The sequence below is a fragment of the Rhizobium sp. NFR12 genome (assembly GCF_900108545.1).
Lineage (GTDB): Bacteria > Pseudomonadota > Alphaproteobacteria > Rhizobiales > Rhizobiaceae > Neorhizobium > Neorhizobium soli.
Genome location: NZ_FNWM01000002.1, coordinates 491,955 through 514,179, shown reverse-complemented (window position 1 = coordinate 514,179; position 22,225 = coordinate 491,955). Strand labels below are relative to the sequence as shown.

Here is a 22,225-nt window from a genome sequence, read left to right as displayed (position 1 = left end):
ACGGTCTTAGATGTCGAAGAGGCCTTCCCATTCCTCGCGCAGCTCGCGGAGGGTCTGGAAATCGCCGCCAAGGCTGTCGATGTCGGCGACAGCGAGGAGACGGGCGTTCAGGAATGAGCTATCGTGGATGTACATAATGCATTTCTCCTTTTCCGATGGCGCTCGCGGCGCGTCGGTACGATGAACTGAAAGAAGAGGACACGCGGTGGTGGTCGCGTATCTATCAATCGATATCCGGAGAGGTGCGGGACCGTACCCTTTGGAGGCTTCCGGAATGCAGGCGAACGACAATGAGCGGCGCTAGGCCGTCATATTCGCAGGTCGTTCGCTATGTGCAGTCCGTGGGTCATTCGAGGGTTCCCCCTGAGGTTACGGCAAGGAAAGCCGTCTGTTCCCGTTTTGTTTACCGGGCACATTCTCAAAGTCAACCGGGCCCCACCCACGAAATACACTGTTAACCTTGCCGGTCGCCGGGCATAGGAAATCCGTTGACAGCTTCGCGGCAACCGGCAAAGCTATCTTCGTCAAACAATGTTGGTACATGTTTTGATTTTCGTGTCCGAACACGCCTAATGTTCGTATACGTTTCCTATATCCGGCGGGCCATCCTTAATGGGTGGCCCGTTGTTCTTTATGGGCATGTCGGTTGCTCCCTCGTTTCGCACTCACGAAAGCAATGAACGCGTTCCGGGTCGTTTTTGCAAAAGAAAACGACCTTCCAAGATGGCTGGATGGTGGCCCCAGGCACCTACGGCGAAAAGGTCTCTGAAACAGTTTTTCTCGCCGCGCCGCACTTCGTTAACGGGTTCCGCCGAGACAACCAGTCCGCTCCCGAATGCCCCGCGCTTTCAACATCCCTAACCCGCGCAATGTCGTCGTCGACGAGGGGCGCCTCACTCTCGTCCGTCCTCCCATGGCGGGGTCGGCCGCGATGCGCAGCACCGCCAGTGGCCGACCACGCCGATAAAAGAAGACTTTGATATCGTGACCCCGACGCCGACGGGCGCACCGACGTAGACTCGTTGATCTCGGCATGGTCTGGTCCCTACCCTCGTCGTTTCGCGGAGCGAGGACGCGATCCAAGACGCACGTATCGTGAGACTGTTTTCGTCGGCCGAGAGCGTCATACCGAGTTCTTGAGATACCAGACGGCGTCTTCGTGCGAAGACTTCAGAACCGCTAGCGGGAGACCCCACGAAGAAACTCGAGCATGGCGTTCGAGCGCCGGCGACCGTTCGGGCGACTGGCGGGGTCGTCGATCGCGGCCGCCGCAGCGCTCCTATTCGAAAGTTCTTATGTGAAGTCGACGTGATACTAGGGTCTATAACGACGAAGACCTTGACGAGGTTCTTCACTACGCGGGCGCCAGCGTAAAACTGCCGATTACCCGTGCCTGAACGAGCGGATACATGCTGAATTCAATAAAGGAATGAGAGACTTCGTTGGCAAGTCGCTCCAGCGCCCTTTGGCCGTACGACGCTTGCCGAAAAGGGGCTTGCGGGTGACATGCCTAACGCAAAACCCTTCGATACACAGCAATCGGCTACGCTTTACCTACTGCAATCGGAAATTCATCTTTTAGCCTGCAAGGCAAGCTGGACAGGAGAAAAGGGCGGAAAAATCGACCAGATTGGATGTTAATTCCTGTTAACCATAACTTCGGGAATGGACTCGCTGATTCGGCCCAATGCCTCTTCAGTCACCTTAAAACGCCCGGAAAGCCGTCTGGAGCCGTTTTTTGGGCTGCCTATGGATATCTAAATTGACGCCCTGGTGGCCCGGCGCTACGAATCGAGCTACGGCATCCGATTACCGACGATGAAAGATTGATTTCATTGAGGAATTTGGAACTTCTGAGTAGCGAATGTTCAGAACCAATGTCGAATTTCCAGAGGTATGTGTCGGATTTCAGAAGCAGCGGCCGCCCGGCATTGACCGCGCCCGAATAGCCCGCCTCCAGTTCGTCCTTCAGCCGCTGATACTGATCCGCGGAAAGATTGCCGCCGTCCTTCGGCTGGTAGACCAGCGCGCCCGAGGGCCGTGCGGAATTGTCGAGCAGTGCCTTGTTCCAGCCCGCCGCCGCATTGGAAAGATCGAGCGCCGCCCCTGCTGCCACCAACGGCGACAGACCGCTATGGTCGTCGAGCGGATGAAACAGCTTTAGATGCAGCAGCCCCGGCCCGTCGCGATCGACGGCAAGCCGCCGCGTCACCTGCCCGGCGCGATAATCATAGGCCGCAATCCAGCCGTCGCGTCCCTCGACGACGCTCACCCGGTCCGGCCGCAGCAAATGCAGTTCCCGCAGGTCTCCGCCAAGCGCCAGCGGCTCCACATAGGCATTGCCGGACAAAAGCAGATGCCCGTACAGCGCCTCGAAGAAATCCGGCCCGCTCTGGCGCCCGTTCGGACGTGCCAGAAGCGCCAGCGCCGGATGATCGGCTGCCTCGCTCGTCCCCCGATAGGCAAGCCACGGCACGGCGGCGGCAGCCTCCGCCACCATCCGCATGGCCCGATAGGCGATCGGGTTTTTCATGAACCCGGCCTTTGCCAGAGCCGCATAGGACCGCCCGGACCAGTGCGCCGCGCCATCGCCAGATACGATCGCAAAGCCCGACGACAGCCCCGACGCCGCCTTGGTTTCCTGAGGCGGCGCGCTGCGGGCAAGTCCGGGAAGCCGGAATGGAAATCTCATCATCGCATCCTTCACTCGATCCGGGATCACTTCACCCTCAACCAGCCCTCAACCAGCCCTCAAGCCGCAATCGCCGCATCGTCCCGCAGCGCTGCCGCGAACGCTTTCGCGTACCCCGCCACCTGCGCCGCCCGGTCATTGCCATTGATGATTTTTCGCGCCCCGACCCAGTCCGATTTCCCAGGGCCGAAATAATCGCCGAGCTTGCGGCCGGTAAAACTGCCAGCCCGCATGCCCTCGATCAGAATCTTCACCGCCACATCCATCTCCATGGCGCGATGAGGTGCCGCGATGAGATCGATGCCGGTCAGCTCCGCCATCTTCTGGTAATTGCGCCTGTGCGTCAGCTGCACCAGCCCGCGCCCCAACCAGGTCCGGCCATCGGCATCGTACCGCCAGTACGGCGTCTTCACCGTCCGCAGCCGGCCGGCGCTGTAAGCGCTTTCCAGCCGCATTACCGCAAGCTGATCGGTCTTGGCCAGCGTTTCGCGCACCGGCTGCATCGTCGCTGCCGTCTCGTGAAACGCGGTCGCCAGCGCATAGGCAAGCGCCGCGGGGCCTTCGATGGGGTTGCGCGCCTCCCATGCCTCCAAAACAGCAGCCAACCCGGCCACCTGACCACTTGCCAACCGCCCGCTGAACGGGTTCCTGCGCACGTGATCGAAGAAAAAACTGCGCTCGTATCCCATGTTAATCCTACCCCTTTACCGCGTTCGAAGGTTTCAATCGGTTTAGAAAAAACTAAATCGTTTTAGTCTGTTAGTGACGATTTACTTCGGAGTAAGGATGTGGAACCAATCCAACCATGCGACGTTCATAGGGGCGCACCACCATGATGGTGCAGCGCACAATCCGGAGATCATGATGATGCAGCAGACCGCCCAGACAGCCGCCACGAAATCGGTGCCGCAGCACGTCCTCGAGCGCATGGAATCCGAATGGAAGCAGATGCGCGACAGCGCTCCGGCTGTGCCGGCTAAAAGCTGAATTGCAACTGTTGGCAGTAGCCAACTGTCAGATATAGAACGCTTGAGCGGCCCTGTCCGGGCCGCTTTTCGTTGCGCGGTTCACCAGAAGCGCCACACCGGGCCTAGGCTCAAATCCCCCTCACCCGCGGCTCGCCCTGGCCGTCCAAAACAAGCGCCGTCAGCGCCCAGACCAGCGCATCCAGCCGGTCCGGCGAGCGTCCCGATGACAGGCCGTTGGGTCCGAAATCGCACATCTGGTCTTCCAGCTCCGCAAACCGTCCCGCATGCACGACGCGTCCCTGCTCGTAGAGGGCTGCGACCGGTTCTGCGCGGGCAAACTTTCCGCGGGATGCATGCACCACCGTCACCGGCAGGTTGGCGTCGATGCTTTTGAGCATCGCCGGCACCATGTCGCCGCCCTGGTTTCCCTCGGCCACGACCCTGTCCGCCGAAAACCGCGAATACGCCTTCACCACGGCCTTCGCCCAGCCGCCCGGCGTCTGGCCGGTCACCGAACAATCAGCCAGCACCACCGCCCGGCCCGCAGATCCCTCAGCGGCCTCAACACCCGCCACGACGATGCCGCAGCAGGAGTTTTCGCCGGATCCCGAGGGCGGATCGACCGCCACCACGATGCGCCGCAAGACCCCGGTAAACCGCGTGACGCAGGCTTCGAGATCGGCCCGCTTCCACAGTGCATCGTCGCGATCCTCGATCAGCTCGCCGCCGAGTTCCTGGCGACCCAGCCGCGTGCCGCCATAGCGTCGCTCCAGCGCCGCGATAAAACCCGGCGCCAGATTGCCGGCGTTACCGGCGGTGGAAATCTTGACCAGTCGCGTGCCCGGGTCGGCGATCAGCTGTTTCAGCACCGGCACAGGTCTCGGCGTCGTCGTCACCAGTTGGCGCGGATCGAGTCCCAGCCGCAGGCCGAACTGCAGCATGTCGAACGTTTCCTGCGCATGCTTCCATTTGCCGATCTCGTCGCACCAGGCGTAATGAAACTGCGGCCCTCGCAGGGCTTCCGGATCCTCGGAGGAAAAGATCTGCGCCACCGTGCCGTTCGGCCAGACCAGCCGTTTGCGTGAAATCTCGAATTCGGGCCAGTGCCGTGCCGCAATCCGGCAGATGCCGGACACACCGTCCACCATCACCTCGCGGGCATCGCCCAGCGTTTCCGCCACGAGCGCGATGCGAAGATCGGACCGCTCTCCAGCCGCACACGCCAGCGCATGCACCCATTCGGCGCCCGCCCGCGTCTTGCCGGATCCGCGCCCGCCCATGATCAGCCACGTCCGCCAGTCGCCCTCTGGCGGCCTCTGTCCGGGAAGCGCCGTAAACGCCCAATCCCGGTCGAGACCGGCCACAAACCCGTCAAACGCGCTCTCTCCCGGACCAGGCTCGTCACAGCTCTCCGCCGGCACCGAGTCCGGAGCGCGGGGCACGCCCATCGCACCGGCCAAAACCATTCCGGCCTCCAGATCCCGTGCACTCTTCTCCCTGACATCAGCGATGCCAGACATGCCCGCCCTAAATGACCCGGACGCCTTCACCGCCTCACCCGTGATCTTCTCTGCGGCCCGCCGCATCTTGCGCTGGCTGGGTTCCTCTCGCTGGAAGCCTTTGCGCCACCCATCCCGGTGGGCCATCGCGTTTCCAGGCTTCGAAATACCCAAACGCTGTTTCATTGGCGCGATCCTCGATCATCCGGACGAAGCGGGCCTTCGCCTCTTCGTATCCGCCGGCATCGGCCAGCCTGTCGGCCTCCACCTGCCGGTCGCGGTAAAGCTGACGCTGCAGCGCATCGACCTTTTCCAGCGTGCGCACGATCAGGCTCATCGCATCGGTCGCCGCCTTCACATCGGCCCGCGCCAGTTTCTGCGCCGCGTCACTGCCGTCAGCTGACACCGTGTCTCCGGCCTCGCCGGACAGCAGCCCGGAGGCTGCTTCGCGCATCATCCGAAACGTGCCGAACTGCTGGCGCATCTCAGCCGTCATCTCGTTCAAAAGCTGCCGCAGTTCATCTGCGGGCTTCAGCTCGGTTTCCGCAGACTTGAGCTCCAGCAGAACGTTTCGAACCGTCTCTTCGAGTTCGGCATCCTGAGTCACGTCGTCATCCGCGTCGTAAAGCGGTTCGTCCGTCCACAGGCCGAACAGGTCTGGATCAAAACCGGCGAGAGTATCGGAACGGTTCATGGCAGATCTCCACAGCCGAAAACCCGCCGCGCCGGCTTGCCGTCGCACGTTCGGTTTCGATATCGATGTCCTGGAAAAAAAGAGGGCCCGGAGGTCAATCCGAGCCCTGACTGGAAGCCTTGCGGCGGTCGGGGCGTGAAGCCTCTCCCGACGCAACTCTTCGACTATGCCTAAACACTACCCGACAACCGTCACGCCGTCAAGGATTAAATTCCTATCTCGAAAATTTTACCGGAACCGCTTCTCCCTCACGTCCCGCAGAAGGTGCGCGCAACCTTCTGTTCCGCCGTCGGCGCAATCGCGTAGTCGGCAAATTCCGGCCGCTCTTCGAACGGTTTTTCGAGCGCCTCCACCAGCTTTTCAAAGAAGCTGAAATCACCGTAATTGGCAGCCGCGATTGCTTCCTCGATCCGGTGGTTGCGGGCGATCAGCCACGGATTGACGCCGCGCATCTCTGTTGCCACGTCCGCCGGGCTGCGGCCTTCCTCGGCCAGGCGCTCGTTCCATTTCGGCAACCATTCCCGCAGCTTGGATGGATCCGCGAAACAGGCGAGCAGGTCGTCGTCGTGTCCTTCCGCGGCGTTGCAAAGCGCTCGGAACGTCCGCGTGAAATCCGCTTCGTTTTCCTCCATCGCAGAAAGCAGTCCCTGCACGAGATCGCCATCACCGTCGCGCGCGGTGACCAGACCGAGCTTTGCGCGGAACACCTCGATCCAGTGCGCCTGGAACGTGTCGCCGAATGCCTTCAGGACAGAATTGGCGGCTCCCACCGCCTTTTCTTCGTCGGCATCGATCAGCGGCACCAGCGCCTCGGCAAGCCTTGCGATGTTCCACTGGCCGATGCCCGGCTGGTTGCGATAGGCGTAGCGTCCCTGCCGATCAATCGAGGAAAACACCTTCATCGGGTTGTATTCGTCGAGAAAGGCGCAAGGACCGAAATCGATCGTCTCGCCTGAAATCGTCATGTTGTCGGTGTTCATCACACCATGGATGAAACCGACGCCGAGCCAGCGGGCAATCAGCTCCGCCTGCCGGTCCGCCACGGCCTGCAACAGCGCCAGATACGGGTTCTGCGCCCCCATCAGGTCAGGGTAATGCCGCTCGATCACGTAGTTCGCCAGCGTCCGCACGCCCTCGGTATCGCCGCGGGCGGCAAAGAACTGGAACGTGCCCACTCGCACATGGCTTGCCGCGACCCGCACGAACACTGCGCCCTGCTGCTCCTGCTCGCGCTGAACGAGCTCACCGGTCGAAACCGCCGCCAGGGCCCGCGTCGCCGGTATGCCCAGCGCATGCATGGCCTCGGACACGACATATTCGCGGATGACCGGCCCAAGCGCTGCCCGCCCGTCACCACGGCGCGAAAACGGCGTCGGCCCCGCGCCCTTCCACTGGATGTCGCGGCGCTGTCCGGCACGGTCCATGACCTCGCCGATCAGGATCGCCCGCCCATCGCCGAGCTGCGGTACAAAATTGCCGAACTGGTGCCCAGCATAGGCCATGGCGAGAGGCGATGCCCCCTGCGGCACGACATTGCCGGAAAGCACGGATGCCAGACGATCAGGATCCGAAAGATCCGCCTCGACGCCCAGTTCCGCTGCCAGCTTCTGGTTGAACCTCAGAAGCTTCGGCCCCTCCACCGGCTCCGGGTAGACGGAAGCGAAGAACCGATCCGGCAGGCGGGCATAGGAATTGTCGAACTGGAACACGGGATCTCTCCTTCGGCCCTTTCAGGGGCTTGGTCTCGGGTATGTGCTTGAGTCTGGTCTGTGGCGCATCCCCAATATGGGGTCTCGCGCCTGCGGAACAAGCAAGATCAGCCCTTATTGCCCGCCGTCAAACGCACCCCGAACCCGAGCAGAAACGTCACCAGGGCCGCGGCTGCGGACGTCCCGTAAAGCCAGTAGGCGACCTGCCCGGGATCGCCTTGCGACAACTGCCGTGTCAGCCCGGTCGCTGCCGCGATCATGCCGGCCAGCGCCGATCCGACGGCGTAGCCGGCCGTCGACATGGTCGGCAAAAGCGCGCTCGCCCGGTCGCGCTCCTCGTCGCCAGCGGCTTCCATCGAGGCCTGGTTGATCGTCGCCCAGGACAGGCCGAAACCGGTGCCGATCGCCATCTGGCTCAGGACCACGAGCAGGATCTCCCGGACGTCGATCGATATCGCGATCATCAGGAAGCCCGCGAGCTGGAACAGCGGCCCGGCCCGCATCGCAAAGTGTCGTCCTTTCAGAGACTTGATCCGGCTGGAGGCCATCGCGACCGCGCTCCAGGTCAGTGCCATCGCCACCACGATATAGCCGACCGCCGCCGGTCCGATGCCCCAGACGTCGCGGATGATCAGAGCAAGATAGGTGGCACCAGACGCATGGCCCGCCGACATCAGGAACAGCATCCAGAACCCGTGGCCGAGCACCGATCCCAGCCTGAAAGCGCCAGCCGGAAACAACCGCGGCCCGAGCTTTCCATCCGTCGTCACGGTCAGCGCCAGCGCCAGTGATCCCAGCACCAGACAGGCGACCTGCCAGCCGATCACCCCCGTTGCGGACGACAGTGCGAAAATGAAGGATGCAGTCACGCAGAGCGCTACGGCCAGAGGCGCAAACGCGGCCTTTGCCGCGCTGCCGGTCTCGGGCGTCGTCAACAGCGTGAAAAGACCAAGCAGGATGAGAAACGGCGTCACCGCCAGAAACGCGGCATGCCACGAAAACGCCTCTGCGAGCAGCCCCCCGATCAGCGGCCCGAGCAGAGCCGCGACCGCCCAGACGGTTGCCTCCACCGCAAATACCTTCGCCGTCACCGCGGACGAGAAATTGGCCGGGATGAGGCTGTAGCAGATTGCCACGATCAGACCGTCGGCAATCCCCTGCAACAGTCTGCCCGCAACGATAAAGAAAAAGCTTGGTGCCAGAACCGCCATCAGACCGCCCAGCGAAAACAGCGCCATGGACCAGAACAGGCTGGATTTCACGCCCAACCGATCGTGGAGATAGGCAGCACTGGTGCCGCCGGCGATCGAACCGATGAAATAGAGGCTGTAGACCCAGCTGAACCAGTCGCGCCCGCCAAGTTCGGCGGCGGCCAGCGGCATGGCGGCAACAATCGCGAACTGGTTGAAGGCATGCAACCCGATCCCGGCGGAAATCAGCCCCAGCATCAGGCCGTTCCGGCCGGACAAAAGCGTTTTCCATCCGGTGTCTGTTCTTGTCAGCACGGCATGCTCCTCGGTTCATCCGCAAGGCTTTCCCGACCGCAGCAGTGGCGGCGCAAAGTCCCCCGGTCAACGGTCAAGGATCGATTTTGGCGCGCGTGACATTTTAGCTACAGCTTTCCAAGCCGAACGCACTACATTGATCCTCATAACAAGCAGTCGTTGAAAACACGGAGAAATCATCATGAGGAACACACTCGTTCTCGCCGCAGCTCTTGCAGCCGGCCTCTCGTCCGCAGCTCTCGCCGCCGATGCGGTTGAGACCATTCCGAGCGCGCCAGTCGCCTACGAAACAGCTCCGGCATTTTCCTGGTCCGGTCCTTACCTCGGTATCCACGGCGGATACGGCTGGGGCGATGCTGATATCGAAGGCGCTGGTTCCCAGAACTTCGACGGCGCCCGCATGGGTGGCTTCGTCGGCTACAACTGGCAGTTCTCCAACGGTTTCGTTGCCGGTGTTGAAGGCGACGTCAACTACGACTGGAACAACGACGATGTCGCCGCTGGCGTCGATGCCGAAAGCGGCTTCTCCGGTTCGGCCCGTGCACGTCTCGGTTACGCCATGGACCGCACCCTGATCTACGCAGCAGGCGGCTGGACAGCCACCAATGTTGAAGTCGACACGCCGGTTGGCGACGACGACGACACGCTGCACGGCTGGACCATCGGCGCTGGCGTCGATCACGCCTTCACCGACAACCTGTTCGGCCGCGTTGAGTATCGCTACAACGACTACGGCAACGGCAACCTCGCCGGCGCTGATGTCGACTTCAACCAGCACGTCGTGCAGGTTGGCCTCGGCGTGAAGTTCTGATCGCGTCAAGCATCTGATTGTATAAGGAGAAGGCTGCCGCTCGCGCGGTGGCCTTTTTCTTTGGAACTTGCTCTTCAGGGATTTCGACCACTGTCCCGGCCATCATCACGGCAGGATTAGGCTCCCGTTGCGAGAGGTTCGCTTAACTTTCCTGTATTAGACGGGACTTGTCGGCTCTTTGCCCGTGGTCCTGCCGATGACGTCGCGCGCGACGTAAATCAGCCGGGTTGCAGTTTCGTGTTTTGACTATTTTCGGAAGTTTCTGCGCATGCCGTTTTCCCCATCGTCTCGCGGGGCAGACCCCGAGAACCGCAAAGGGCTAGGCCGCCGCACCAGACACGGCCTTGGCCCAGCTCTGGCGACACCTGCGGCGGTATTGGGCTTCGGTGCGTTTCTGGCACTTTTCGGCTGGGCGGAATATTCCAACTGGAAGACACAGGTCGCACGGGTCGAAGCGGCACTGGAACAGACGGCCGAAGCAATTACCCAGCATGCCGACGACGTGGTGGAAATGTCGCGGCTGCCGCTCGCAAGCCTGATCTCCAAGATCGAGGAGAAAGACGGCGAGGCCGATCTCGCCCAGGCGATCGACGCGCTGATGAAGCGCCAGCTCAGTGCGTCGCCCACACTCGATACGCTCTCCTATCTCAATGCCGATGGCCAGATGGTTGCGACCTCGTCGGCAACACGCCCCGCCGGGGTCTCCTATCAGGACCGCGACTATTTCAAATTCCACAAGGCCAGCCCCTTCCCGCTCCCGGTCCTCGGAAAGCCCATCCTCAGCCGGCTGACCCAGACCTGGGTCCTGCCGATCTCGCAGAAGGTGATTTTACCGGACGGCACGTTCGGCGGGGTTGTGGTCTCCACCATCAAGGTCAACCATTTCGTCAATTTCTTCAGCCGCTACGATATCGGGTCCGATGCCTCTTTCCTGCTCGTTCGCGGAGATGGCGTGGTTCTCGCCCGCGCGCCGATGGCCGACAGCATTCTCGGCCAGGACATGTCCAAGAGCGACCTGTTTGCCCATGTCCGCCAGACCCGCGTCGGCGCCTTTCATTACCAGTCACCGATCGACCAGACGGCGCGGGCGGGTGGCTTTCACCAGAGCCAGTTGACCGGCTTGGTGGCGCTCGCGGCCGCATCGGAATGGCAGGTGCTGATCTCCTGGGCGTCGACCGCGAGGACGCGCTGGATCTATGCGGCGATCCTTCTCATCGCGGCCGGGTTCGCCACGGTCTACTGGCGCCGCCAGATGCAGTTGCGCCAGGAGCGCGAAGCGCTGGTCGCCGCGCGCGAAGCGGAGTTCCGCCTGCTCGCTGAATCCTCCAGCGACCTCATCACCCGGTTCGATGAACACGGCATCCGCGAATATGTCTCGCCCTCCTCGATCGGCATCCTCGGGCTCGAGCCAGAGGACCTGATCGGCCGCAGCATCTTTGCCGGCATGGCCGAAGATACCGAAGTCCTGGTGCGCCAGGCAACGGAGCGGCTCGGCAGTGGGCCTGGTCATGAGAAATTCCTGATCCGCCACGTCAAACCCGACGGCGAGGAAGTATGGCTGGAAACGGCGATGAGCCGTCTGCCGGCCTCGCATCCGGCCCAGGCGCCGCGGGTTGTGGCGATCACTCGCGATGTCAGCCGCCACAAGCGCGCACAGGACGAGCTCGATCTTCTCGCCAATACCGACGACCTGACAAGGCTTGCCAACCGGCGCTTCTTCAACGCGCGGTTCGAAGCGATGGTTACTGCGGCGAACCGTTCGATGATGCCGCTGTCGCTGCTGATGATCGACGCCGACCGTTTCAAGCTTTTCAATGACACCTATGGCCACGCGGCCGGTGACGAATGCCTGCGCGCGATCGCACAGGTGGTACGGTCAACCGTCATCCGTCCCGGCGATGTCTGCGCCCGCTATGGCGGCGAGGAAGTGGCGGTGCTGCTCGCCGCAACCGACGCGAAGGCCGCGCATGCCATCGCCGAAAGCATCCGCGTGGGCGTCGAAGAGATCGGTCTGGAACACGGCAGAAACCCACCCTCCAACCGCGCCACGATCAGCGTCGGCCTCGCCACGCTCACCCCCGGCCAGGACCTCGTGACGACCTCGCAAGCCCTCTTCAAGCGCGCCGACGAAGCCCTCTACAACGCCAAGGCCGCAGGCCGAAACCGGGTGGAGGTGGCGGGGAGCTAAGCCCCGCCCAATCCGCGACGCCCCTTACGCCGGCAGTCCCTGCCAGCCGTGGATGCCGACATAGAGGCCGACGGCGATGATGAGGAGGCTGGAGACATAAGGCGCGCGACGGGCAACCGTCGAAAACCAGCTCCAGCGCGACGTGGCGTGACGCACGCTCAGCGCAGCAACGGCCCCGACGGTCACCAGCGTGATTGCAAGGCCGATGGAAAAGCACATGACCAGAACGAAGCCGAGCGTGAACTCCTTGAGTTGCAGGCAGAGAAGCAGAACCGTGATGGCGGCCGGGCACGGGATGAGACCTCCGGTCAGACCGAACAGAACGATCTGCCATGTGGTCACCTTGCGGTCGGCGAACCGGCGACGAATGTCGTTGGCATGCGCCATTTCATGGGCATCCTGATACCCGTCCGTCGCCACGTCTAGCCCCTGCATCTCGGCGTGGTCATGGTCGTGGCCTTCCGTGAAGGACAGGTCGTAGTCATGGGTATGGTTGCCGTGGCCAAGGCTCAGGCGTGCGACGAACGCATGCGGCTCGGGAATGTCCGTGGTCGACTGCAGATATCCGCCCTGATCGGCAAAGACGAAGGCCTGCCGCGATCCATCCGGGCGCTGTGTCGTGACGACGACATCGGACGCCGTCCAGCCGTGGCCGCGCTCGGTGCGAAAACGCCAGACCGGCGCAACGCCGTCTTCGAAGATTTCGAGCGTGACGATGCCGTGCCCGGTATCGACCCGCCTGATGTCACCGTGGCCTGCGGCATGCCCCTGTGCTGAACCGTGGTCATGGGCGCCGTGATGGGCGCCGTGATGGCCGTCGTGGCCATGGCCACCGTGGTGGCCGTGATGACCGTCATGCCCATGCGAGCCATCATGCCCGTGGGCGGCAGCGGCCTTTCCCATCTGCTGATCCTGCCATGTTCGCCACAGCATCCAGAGTGCGATCGCAATGATGACCGCCGCGGAAACAAGCTGGAAATAGGGTTCGGAAGCTTCGGCATCCATGCCCTGCCAGAGATACATGCCCGCAAAGGCGATGCCCCAGACGACGATCGTGTGCGAGATCGTCGCGGCAAGACCGAGCAGCACCGCCTGCGTGACCGTCCCCCTCACCGCAACGATAAAGGCTGCCATCATCGTCTTCGAATGGCCCGGCTCCAAGCCGTGCAAGGCCCCAAGCAGGATGGCGCTTGGAACAAACAGCCAGGCATGGGCAGATCCCTGCTGCAGGAGGTCGGCAAAATCAGGCATGGAAATATCTCACGGGTATTTAGGTCTCAAAGGTATTTGGTGATCGACTTGAACTCGTCGATGGAGTGGCGCTTCTCCCGATCGAGCGCGCCGATCGTGTCTTCGAGACAGTGGTCCAGATGGTCCTGGATCAGGGTGCGCTTGGCATTGGTGATCGCCTTTTCCACCGCATGCAGCTGCTGGGCGATGTCGAGACACGGCCTGCCGCCCTCGATCATGGCGATCACACTTTTGAGATGTCCCTCAGCCCGTTTCAGCCGCTTGACGATTTCGGGATGACTTTCGTGGACGTGATCGTGTTCTGTCATGCGATAATCCTATCCCCCCGGAGGGGATAAGGCAAGTATCTTCAGAACTGCTTTCATACGAGTTCCTCCAGCTCTCTGGGTGGAGGCTGCGAGCGTTGTGCCGTTAGCCTGGCTTACGACCGCCGGGCTTCCAGACGTCTTTTGTCACGCTGGATATATTCGAAACCCATCTCTGTCAGTCGGAACTGGCGTTTCTGGAACTCGCCGCGGATGGTGATGAAGCCCTGCTCTTCGGCTTCGCTCAGCGTCTTCAAGCTGGTGCCCTTGGGCGGAGACTGCCATTCGAGGCCGTTGGCGCTGTGAAGCAATACCATGATCTTGATGATTGTCGTGTCTCCCGGCCAATGCGTTCAGGCCAGACGAATAGCTTTTCGCACGATCCCCTGCAATGACCGATGTTCATGCAGGAATGTCGGGCCCGTGTTGCCAAATTTGCAATGGACTTGACGGCTGCGGTCTGCCAAAAGCGCGAAAGGACGCGACTGCCGTTATCTTTAGAACGGGGTCGGGTGGCCGATTGACGTCACGTCGCTGCCGCGAGATCACGCTGGCCGTCCTTTTGATTTCCCAGTTTTCCCAGCATTCAATCTACGACCTTGGTTGTGACTGCGAACCTTTTGTCATGAAAAAAGGTCCTGCGGCTTTCACCGAGGACCTCTGATCAGGCTCGATCAGACGGGGGTAAGACCCGTCCAACCGCTACCGTCATTGTTTAATCAGCAACCGGTACCCTGGGCAGTTTCGCCCGTCAGGTTCGGCAGGTTGCCGGAGTTTGCAGCATCGCCTGGCTCACCGCCCGGTGCGCAGCCTGCGCGGCTACCGTAGGCGCCGGTCGAACCGACTGCCGAGCCCGGGGTAACGCTGCCTGTCGAATAGGGGTCTACAGTACCCGATGCGGCTGGCTTCGGCGGGATGTTGCCGCCGGCACCGCTCATGTTCTGCTGGACGTCCGCGCGGTTGGCCGAACCGTTCATATCATAGCTCGTCTGCGCAAATGCTGCAGAGGATAGGCCAAACGAAAGTGCGGCAACAACTGTCAACGTCTTGATCATTTTTGAATTCCTTTTCGTATCCCTACAGGGTGTTAACCGGCCGGGCACAAATTGGTTTCATCTCAAATTCCCGTGAGGAACCGCGCTTTTATGGAACCCGTTTGTCGATGAGCGACTGCGCATTGCGCGCTTCGCGTCGCAGCCAGCGCCGGTTGGCGACCTCGGGCAGATCGTGCGCTTTGGGAATGCGCTTGGTCTTCCAGCGGCGCAGGATCAAAAATCCGAGCGTGCCAATACCGGCAAGCAAGACAACGGCCAGCAGGATCATCGGGGTCTGGTCGACCATGGCGGGGTTCTCCGTAGCAAAGGTTTCATCTTTCTGACCGAACCAACTCGACGCCGGCTCGAGAGTTCCCTTGCTTGGTTGCAACTACAACCAGCCGGACTTCCGGAACCGGTAGAAAAGGATGCTGCAGAGAAGGACGATCGCAACCAGCACGGCGGGATAGCCGTATTCGGTCTTCAATTCCGGCATGTTCTCGAAATTCATGCCGTAGATGCCGGCGATGGCCGTCGGCACCGCAAGAATGGCGGCCCAGGCAGCGAGCTGCCTGGTGATGACGCCCTGGCGCTGCTGTTCCAGAAGGTTCGAGGCTTCAAAGACCGAGGTGATGACTTCGCGAAGTCCGCCCACCATGCCTTCGACCCTTCGGATATGATCGAGCACGTCACGGAAGAACGGCTTGGCGTCCCGGTCGAGGCAGGGAAGGTCGAGATTGACGAGCTTGCCCGCCACTTCCGACATCGGGCCCAGGATACGCCCGAACAGGATCAGCTGACGGCGCAGGCGGAAGAGACGGCGGATCTGCTCGCGTTCGAGAAAGTTCGCGAGCATCTTCTGCTCCATTTCCAGCACCTTGTCCTCGATCGTTTGCACCAGCGGCAGATAGCCGTCGGCGATGAAATCGATGATCCCGTGCAGGACGTAGTCAGGCCCCTTGGAGAGAAGCTGCGGCGAGGCTTCGAGCTGTGCCCGGATGGCGGCATGGTTGCGGGCCGAGCCGTGCCGGACGGTGATGATGTGGCGCCTTCCGACGAAGATCGCCGTCTCGCCATACTTGAATTTCTCGCCTTCCAGATGGGCGGTCTTTGCCACCACGAACAGCTGTTCGCCATAGGCTTCCACCTTGGGCACCTGATGGGCGTTGATGGCGTCTTCGACCGCAAGAGGGTGCAGCTCATAGGTTTCGGCCAGCGCATGCAGCTCGTCCGGTGACGGCTCGTGCAGGCCGATCCAGACGAAATCCTGACCGGACAGTCTCGGCGCCGGCCCATCGACAGGCACCGCCTCGGCACGTTTTCCGTTGCGGTACACATAGGAAGCGACAACTGTCATGGTATCCTCTGCGATGGAGTATGGTCTGCGATGCCGATAACGTACTAGGCCTTGGCCCGTTCCGGCGAATAACCCGCGTCACGGATCGCTTGCGCGGCCTTTGCCTCGTCGCCACCCACCATCACCGTATGCGTGACAAGATCGATCGACACGGGTGCATCCGGCAGCGCTTCGGCGAGAGCGTTTCGCAGGGTCTTTTCGCAGTGGCCGCAGGTCATGTCCGGCACGGTGAAGATCACGGTCATCTCAGGTCTCCTTCTTCAATCTGTATGCGCCGGTGACGCGGAACCGGCAAGGTCGTCAAGGATCGGGCAGTCGGGACGGTCGTTTCCGCCGCAGCAATGAGCAAGGTGCTTCAACGTCTTGACCATGCCCTGCATCTCCGCGATGCGCCGCTCAAGATCGTCGATATGGGTGGTGGCGATGTCCTTGACGGCGGCGCTCTCGCGGCTGCGGTCCTGCCACAGTTTGAGTAGCGCCTGCGTTTCCTCCAGCGAAAAACCTAGCGAGCGGGCGCGCTTGATGAAGCGCAGCACATGCACCTGATCGCCGCCATAGGTCCGGTAATTGTTGCCGGTGCGGGCGGCCGGCGTAATCAGGCCGATCTCCTCGTAATAGCGGATCATCTTGGCCGAAACGCCGGATGCCTGTGCGGCCTCGCCGATATTCACGCTTTCTCTCCCAGTGCGACGGTTTTCAATCGCAGCGCATTGCCAAGCACGAACGTGCTCGACAGCGCCATGGCGGCAGCGCCCAGCATCGGCGAAAGCGTCAATCCGAGCAAGGGATAGAACAGACCGGTGGCGAGCGGGATCAGCGCCACGTTATAGCCGAACGCCCAGAACAGGTTCTGCCTGATATTGCGCATCGTTTCCCGGCTGATGGCAATCGCCGACACCACGCCGGTCAGATCGCCGCCGACCAGCACCACATCGGCGCTCTCGATCGCCACATCCGTACCGGTGCCGATGGCAATGCCGACATCCGCATGCGCCAGCGCCGGCGCATCGTTGATGCCGTCGCCGACAAAGGCGATCCGGCGTGCCCGGGGTGAAGTCGCCTGTGGCGAGGACACGGCGGCGGAACCGCTCCCCTTCCGCAGGTCATCCAGCGCCTTCACCTTGCCCTCGGGCAGAACCTCGGCAACGACCGTATCGATCCCCACCTTTGCGGCAATCGCTTGTGCGGTGCGACGGTTGTCGCCGGTCACCATGGCAACCTCGATGCCCATCGCCCGCAGCGCCTTGATGGCCTGAACGCTCGACGGCTTCAGCGGATCGGCAACGGCAATCACCGCCGCCAGACGACCGTCGATCGCCGTATAGAGCGGCGACTTGCCCTCGCCGGCCAACCGGGCGGCCGTCTGTTCCAGGGGTGCGACCGAAACGCCGAGCTTGTCCATGAACCTGTCGGCGCCGACCGAAACGTCCCGGCCATCGACGCGGGCACTGATGCCGTAGCCGGTGACGGAGCGGAAATCCTCGGTCTCGGCCAAGACCAGACCCTTCGCCTCCGCCGCCTTGACGATCGCATCCGCAATCGGGTGTTCGGAGCGACGCTCGACGGCTGCGGTGAGGCGCAGAACCTCGTCTTCCGAAAACCCGTCCACAACATCCAGATCCGTCAGTTGCGGCCGTCCCATCGTCATAGTGCCCGTCTTGTCGAACACGACGAGATCCACATCCGACAGCGCCTGCAGCGCATCGCCCTTGCGGAAGAGCACGCCGAGCCCTGCGGCCCTGCCCGCGCCGACGACGATCGAGACCGGGACGGCGAGACCCATGGCGCAGGGGCAGGCAATGATCAGCACCGCCACCGCCGCCACCAGCGCATGCGACAGCCGCGGCTCCGGTCCCACCAGGAACCAGACGACGAATGTAACGACCGCCAGAAGCATCACGGCCGGCACGAACCACGCAGTCACCTTGTCCACCAGCGTCTGAATCGGCAGCTTGGCGCCCTGCGCCTGTTCCACCAGCCGGATGATGCCGGCAAGCGCCGTATCGCGGCCGACCTTTTCGGCGCGGAAACGGAAGGAGCCGGTGCGGTTGACCGTTCCGGCGGTGACAAATGCACCCGCCATCTTCTCGACCGGCAGCGGCTCGCCTGTGATCATCGATTCATCAACATTCGATTGCCCGTCGATCACGGTGCCATCAACCGGCAGACGTTCGCCGGGACGGATCACGACGATATCGCCGACCACGACCTCGCCTGCGGGAATATCGACGACCGCCCCGCTCCTTTCGACCCGCGCGGTTTTCGCCTGCAGACCGGCCAGTTTCTCGATTGCCTCGCCGGTTCGGCCTGTGGCACGCGCCTCCAGCAGGCGGCCGAACAGGATCAGCGTCACGATGACGGCGGCCGCTTCATAATAGACAAAACGCGCGCTTTGCGGCAGCAGGCCAGGCGCGAAGGTCGCAAACACCGAATAGCCATAGGCGGCAAGAACGCCCACTGCGACCAGCGAATTCATCTCCGGATGGCCCCGCAACAGGGCCGGCAGACCAAGCTTCAGGAACCGCAGACCCGGCGCGAAAATCACCACCGTTGCCAGCACGAAGTAGAGGTAGTGCAGGTTCTGCGTGTCGACGACTCCCATCAGCCAGTGATGAAACGGCGCGTAGACGTGGCCCGTCATCTCCAGCACGAACAGCGGCAACGTCAGCACTGCCGCAATGGCGAGATCACGCTTCAGGACACCCGCTTCACCGCCATGCATGTGGGCATGGTCGTGGGCGGCGTTTTCATGCGTTGGATGCGGATGCTCGGCTTGGGAATGGGCGGCCCCGGTATGATCAGCATGGGTATGATCACCCTGCGCGCTCGTCTCCGCAGGCTTCAACGCCGGGTGATGATCAGAGCCCGCGTCAAAACCCGCTTCCCGCAGCGCAAGATCCATCGCGCCGTCGGGGATCTCGTAGCCCATCTTGCGGACAGCCGCCTCCAGCGTCTCCGGATCAAACCCCACACCCGTCTCGACCGTGAGCTTCTTCGTTGCAAAGTTGACAGCGCTTTTCTCGACGCCCGCCACTTTTGCAGCCGCGGTTTCCACCCGGCGCACGCAGGAGGCACAGGTCATGCCCTCGACGGGCACGGTGATCGGTTCGGGGCGATGGATGGGGCGAATAATCTGGTTCATGGGTCGCGATCCTCTTCGCATCACCATGTAGGGCTTCCCATCATGGGAAGGTCAAGGGCCGGGCTGTTTTTTCACGAGGGTTGTTCTTCGCGTCTTCTACCTAGCCCCGCTGTGCCTCGCCGACATGCAGGGGCCAGTCGATCAGATAGTCCTCGAAATCCTCGACATCGACCTCTTCTTCGCTGATCGTGCGGCCGCGGGCCGAGATGCCGGCCTGGTGAACCGTTTCCGGATCGCCTGAGATCAGCGGGTGCCACCAGTAAAGATCATGGCCGTCGCGCACCAGCCGGTAGCCGCAGGTCGGCGGCAGCCAGGGGATTTCGTCCACCTGGGCCGGCGTCAGCTGGATGCATTCCGGAACGGTCGCCTGGCGGTTGGGATAGTCCTTGCACTGGCAGCTCGTGCCGTCGAGAAGCCGGCAGGCAACCGAGGTGAAAGCCACCTCGCCCGTGTCGTAATCCTCGAGCTTGTTGAGACAGCAGAGCCCGCAGCCATCGCACAGGCTTTCCCACTCCTGCTGGGACAGATCCTCAAGCGTCTTGGTTTTCCAGAATGCGTCTTCCATCATCATATCTGTCGCGGATGGGGACCAATTTTCCCCTGCCGCCTTTACCCTGTTGCGGATTCTCTATCGCGCATAAACCTTTTGTCAGCTAATGCTGAATAACGGTGAGACGCTCATGCCTTTGATCCCTCCGGGGGGTCGGCGTCAAGCGTTTCTCATCGGGCGATGGGGGAAATGGGGCAGGAACTTCCAGTGCAGGACCATCCGAAATCACCGGTTAAGCAAGAGCGCTCCGGCTCCTCGCGCAAGAAGCGCCACATCCTCCTGCGGATCGACAGCTGGATCGATTCTACTGTCTGGAACCTCGGTTTCCGGGCCGGCGAAGTCTGGGAAGAGATCACCATCTTCTTCCGACGGTTCCGCGTTACAGGCTTGAAAAAGCTTGGTTTCGAGCTTGCCGGCGAGGCTATGACGCTCGGCACGGTCGGTTGCGTTGCGCTTCTGGCGCTTGCCCAGCCAGCCTTTGAAGAAACCAAGGAAGACTGGCGCAACCGGGGCGATTTCGCCGTCACCTTTCTCGACCGCTACGGCAACGTCATCGGCCATCGCGGCATCATCCATGAAGGCTCGGTTCCGATCGAGCAACTGCCCGACCACCTGATCAAGGCTGTTCTGGCGACCGAGGACCGTCGCTTCTTCGATCACTACGGGATCGACTTCATCGGCCTCGGCCGCGCGCTTTCCGAAAACGCCAAGGCCGGCGGTGTCGTCCAGGGCGGATCGACGCTCACCCAGCAGCTGGCGAAGAACCTGTTCCTCACCAACGAACGGTCGATCGAGCGCAAGATCAAGGAAGCGTTTCTGGCCATGTGGCTGGAGGCGAACCTTTCGAAGAAAGAGATCCTGTCGCTCTATCTAGACCGCGCCTATATGGGCGGCGGCACGTTCGGGGCAGCCGCGGCAAGCCAGTTCTATTTCGGCAAGAACATCACCGAAGTCAGCCTTGCGGAAAGCGCGATGCTGGCCGGCCTGTTCAAGGCACCGGCGAAATATGCGCCGCATGTGAACCTGCCGGCTGCGCGCGCCCGCGCCAACGACGTTCTGTCCAACCTTGTACAGTCAGGCCTGATGTCGGAGGGCCAGGTGATCGCGGCCCGCCGCACGCCGGCAACCGCGATCGACCGCGCCGAGGTCAAGTCGCCAGACTATTTCCTCGACTGGGCCTTTGACGAGGTGCAGCGGCTGGCCAAGGCCGGCAAGATCCGCGAGCATTCGATGGTGGTCAGGACCACGATCGACATGGGCCTGCAGCAGGCAGCCGATGCCGCGATGGAAACCAGCCTTCGCGAATACGGCGACAGCTTCAAGGTGAAGCAGGGCGCCATGGTGATGATCGAAAACGGCGGCGGCGTGCGCGCCATGGTCGGCGGCCGCGACTATGGCGAGAGCCAGTTCAACCGTGCCACCAAGGCGCTGAGACAACCGGGCTCGTCATTCAAGCTCTATACCTACTCCGCCGCGATGGAGCACGGCTACAAGCCGGAGTCGGTGATCTCCGACGCTCCGATCACCTGGCGGGGCTGGTCGCCGCAGAATTACGGTCGCTCCTACAAGGGCAAGGTGACCCTGATGAGCGCCATGCAGCAATCGCTCAATACGGTGCCTGTCCGGCTTGCCAAGGATGTACTCGGCACCGACGTCATCGTCAACACCGCAAAGGCTTTTGGTGTCGAGACGCCGCTCAGAAGCGACAAGACGATCCCGCTCGGCACGTCCGAGGTAACGGTACTCGACCAGGCCACCGCCTATGCGGTGATGCCGGCCGGCGGCGTGCAATCGCATCGCCACGGGATCGAGCAGGTTCTCGGTTACGGCGGCAACATTCTCTACGATTTCGGCCGCGACGAGGCGCCGGCAAAGCGGGTTCTGTCCGAACAGGCGACCTCATCGATGAACCGCATCCTGACGACGATCCCCTATCAGGGCACGGCGCGGCGCGCGGCACTCGATGGCGGCATCGTCACCGGCGGCAAGACCGGCACGTCGCAGAGCTATCGCGACGCCTGGTTTATCGGCTTTACCGGCAATTACACGACGGCGGTGTGGTTCGGAAACGACGACTTCACCTCGATGAACAACATGACCGGCGGCTCGCTTCCGGCGATGACCTTCAAGGTGCTGATGGACTACGCCCATCAGGGGATCGAGCTGAAACCCATTCCCGGCATCGAAAACCCACTGCCGAACGGCGACCACAAGAGCGACAAGAAGAGCCAGGAAATTGCGAAAGCGAAGGAAGGCGAGAATGCCCTGCCGCCGCTGCAGAGACCGCGCTCGCTTTCGGCCGAAGCCACCAGAACGCTCAAGCAGATCGGCAAGGCGCTGTCCGAGGCTCCACCGCTTGCAGCGGGCGGCCCCAAGGTCGCCGATGCCGGCAAGCCAGCTGTCGACGGACAGGCAACCTCTGTTCAGGGTGACAAGGTCCAGGGCGCCGCTACCCAAAGCGACAAGGCGTCGGTGCCGGAAGCCGGTCCCGTGACGGGCTCGATATCGACCCGGCATCAG

19 protein-coding genes and 2 pseudogenes are annotated in these 22,225 nt (G+C 62.1%); 4 read left to right on the top strand and 17 right to left on the bottom strand.

Features of this window, described 5'->3' with window-relative positions; all coding sequences use genetic code 11:
- Window positions 1-6: 6 nt before the first annotated feature.
- From BLW69_RS23130 to BLW69_RS09760, 3 genes and pseudogenes are all read right to left on the bottom strand, one after another.
- Entirely contained in the window at window positions 7-135 is a 129-nt protein-coding gene (locus tag BLW69_RS23130) for a hypothetical protein (RefSeq protein WP_280141284.1), read from the bottom strand.
- A gap of 1,771 nt (window positions 136-1,906) precedes the next feature.
- Window positions 1,907-2,692: pseudogene (locus BLW69_RS09765) on the bottom strand (phage portal protein); the annotation flags it as partial.
- 59 nt (window positions 2,693-2,751) lie between these two features.
- Window positions 2,752-3,387: a hypothetical protein gene (locus tag BLW69_RS09760; protein WP_092661673.1), complete on the bottom strand. Its 636-nt coding sequence runs from the start codon at window positions 3,385-3,387 to the stop codon at window positions 2,752-2,754.
- Window positions 3,388-3,478: 91 nt separating this feature from the next.
- On the opposite strand from BLW69_RS09760, the gene BLW69_RS09755 reads away from it, so the two are divergent.
- Window positions 3,479-3,679, top strand: a complete 201-nt coding sequence (locus tag BLW69_RS09755) for a hypothetical protein (protein ID WP_062453459.1) — start codon at window positions 3,479-3,481, stop codon at window positions 3,677-3,679.
- Window positions 3,680-3,788: 109 nt separating this feature from the next.
- Here the strand turns inward: BLW69_RS09755 and BLW69_RS09750 are convergent, their stop codons facing one another.
- The 4 genes from BLW69_RS09750 to BLW69_RS09735 all read right to left on the bottom strand — a co-directional run bounded on the left by BLW69_RS09750 (window position 3,789) and on the right by BLW69_RS09735 (window position 9,067).
- On the bottom strand, window positions 3,789-5,126 hold the full coding sequence (locus tag BLW69_RS09750) for a DNA-packaging protein (RefSeq protein ID WP_175487261.1): 1,338 nt from the start codon (window positions 5,124-5,126) through the stop codon (window positions 3,789-3,791).
- An 88-nt stretch (window positions 5,127-5,214) separates the two neighbouring features.
- On the bottom strand, window positions 5,215-5,853 hold the full coding sequence (locus BLW69_RS09745) for a hypothetical protein (RefSeq protein WP_175487260.1): 639 nt from the start codon (window positions 5,851-5,853) through the stop codon (window positions 5,215-5,217).
- 248 nt (window positions 5,854-6,101) lie between these two features.
- On the bottom strand, window positions 6,102-7,562 hold the full coding sequence (locus tag BLW69_RS09740) for a protein adenylyltransferase SelO (protein WP_062579679.1): 1,461 nt from the start codon (window positions 7,560-7,562) through the stop codon (window positions 6,102-6,104).
- A gap of 107 nt (window positions 7,563-7,669) precedes the next feature.
- The gene (locus BLW69_RS09735; RefSeq protein WP_139283830.1) at window positions 7,670-9,067 is read right to left on the bottom strand and encodes an MFS transporter; all 1,398 of its coding nucleotides are present in this window, start codon (window positions 9,065-9,067) and stop codon (window positions 7,670-7,672) included.
- Between the two features lie 181 nt (window positions 9,068-9,248).
- On the opposite strand from BLW69_RS09735, the gene BLW69_RS09730 reads away from it, so the two are divergent.
- On the top strand, window positions 9,249-9,878 hold the full coding sequence (locus BLW69_RS09730) for an outer membrane protein (RefSeq protein WP_062453463.1): 630 nt from the start codon (window positions 9,249-9,251) through the stop codon (window positions 9,876-9,878).
- 268 nt (window positions 9,879-10,146) lie between these two features.
- Window positions 10,147-12,066, top strand: coding sequence for a diguanylate cyclase (locus BLW69_RS09725; protein ID WP_092661669.1), 1,920 nt, complete (start codon window positions 10,147-10,149; stop codon window positions 12,064-12,066).
- A 24-nt stretch (window positions 12,067-12,090) separates the two neighbouring features.
- Here BLW69_RS09725 and BLW69_RS09720 read toward each other — a convergent pair whose 3' ends face one another.
- The 10 genes from BLW69_RS09720 to BLW69_RS09675 all read right to left on the bottom strand — a co-directional run bounded on the left by BLW69_RS09720 (window position 12,091) and on the right by BLW69_RS09675 (window position 19,723).
- Window positions 12,091-13,317 (bottom strand): nickel/cobalt efflux transporter, encoded by a 1,227-nt coding sequence (locus tag BLW69_RS09720; RefSeq protein ID WP_092661667.1) that lies wholly within the window; start codon window positions 13,315-13,317, stop codon window positions 12,091-12,093.
- Between the two features lie 26 nt (window positions 13,318-13,343).
- A complete protein-coding gene (locus BLW69_RS09715; protein WP_062453466.1) occupies window positions 13,344-13,625 on the bottom strand; it encodes a metal-sensing transcriptional repressor in 282 nt (93 codons plus the stop codon).
- Window positions 13,626-13,738: 113 nt separating this feature from the next.
- On the bottom strand, window positions 13,739-13,939 hold the full coding sequence (locus BLW69_RS09710; RefSeq protein WP_062453467.1) for a hypothetical protein: 201 nt from the start codon (window positions 13,937-13,939) through the stop codon (window positions 13,739-13,741).
- 402 nt (window positions 13,940-14,341) lie between these two features.
- Complete coding sequence (locus BLW69_RS09705) at window positions 14,342-14,677, bottom strand: hypothetical protein (protein ID WP_062453468.1); 336 nt, start codon at window positions 14,675-14,677, stop codon at window positions 14,342-14,344.
- An 88-nt stretch (window positions 14,678-14,765) separates the two neighbouring features.
- Entirely contained in the window at window positions 14,766-14,963 is a 198-nt protein-coding gene (locus BLW69_RS09700) for a hypothetical protein (RefSeq protein WP_062453469.1), read from the bottom strand.
- 84 nt (window positions 14,964-15,047) lie between these two features.
- Window positions 15,048-16,013 (bottom strand): magnesium and cobalt transport protein CorA, encoded by a 966-nt coding sequence (locus BLW69_RS09695; RefSeq protein ID WP_062453470.1) that lies wholly within the window; start codon window positions 16,011-16,013, stop codon window positions 15,048-15,050.
- A 44-nt stretch (window positions 16,014-16,057) separates the two neighbouring features.
- Entirely contained in the window at window positions 16,058-16,258 is a 201-nt protein-coding gene (locus tag BLW69_RS09690; protein ID WP_062453471.1) for a heavy-metal-associated domain-containing protein, read from the bottom strand.
- A gap of 15 nt (window positions 16,259-16,273) precedes the next feature.
- Window positions 16,274-16,684, bottom strand: coding sequence for a Cu(I)-responsive transcriptional regulator (cueR, locus tag BLW69_RS09685; protein ID WP_062453472.1), 411 nt, complete (start codon window positions 16,682-16,684; stop codon window positions 16,274-16,276).
- Window positions 16,681-19,155, bottom strand: coding sequence for a heavy metal translocating P-type ATPase (locus tag BLW69_RS09680; protein ID WP_092661665.1), 2,475 nt, complete (start codon window positions 19,153-19,155; stop codon window positions 16,681-16,683). The genes cueR and BLW69_RS09680 overlap by 4 nt, the downstream gene beginning before the upstream one ends.
- A gap of 100 nt (window positions 19,156-19,255) precedes the next feature.
- Window positions 19,256-19,723 carry a YcgN family cysteine cluster protein gene (locus tag BLW69_RS09675; RefSeq protein WP_092662467.1) on the bottom strand — a complete coding sequence of 156 codons (468 nt, stop codon included), beginning with the start codon at window positions 19,721-19,723 and terminating at the stop codon, window positions 19,256-19,258.
- A gap of 171 nt (window positions 19,724-19,894) precedes the next feature.
- Between BLW69_RS09675 and BLW69_RS09670 the strand changes: the two are divergent.
- Window positions 19,895-22,066: pseudogene (locus BLW69_RS09670) on the top strand (transglycosylase domain-containing protein); the annotation flags it as partial.
- Between the last annotated feature and the right edge of the window lie 159 nt (window positions 22,067-22,225).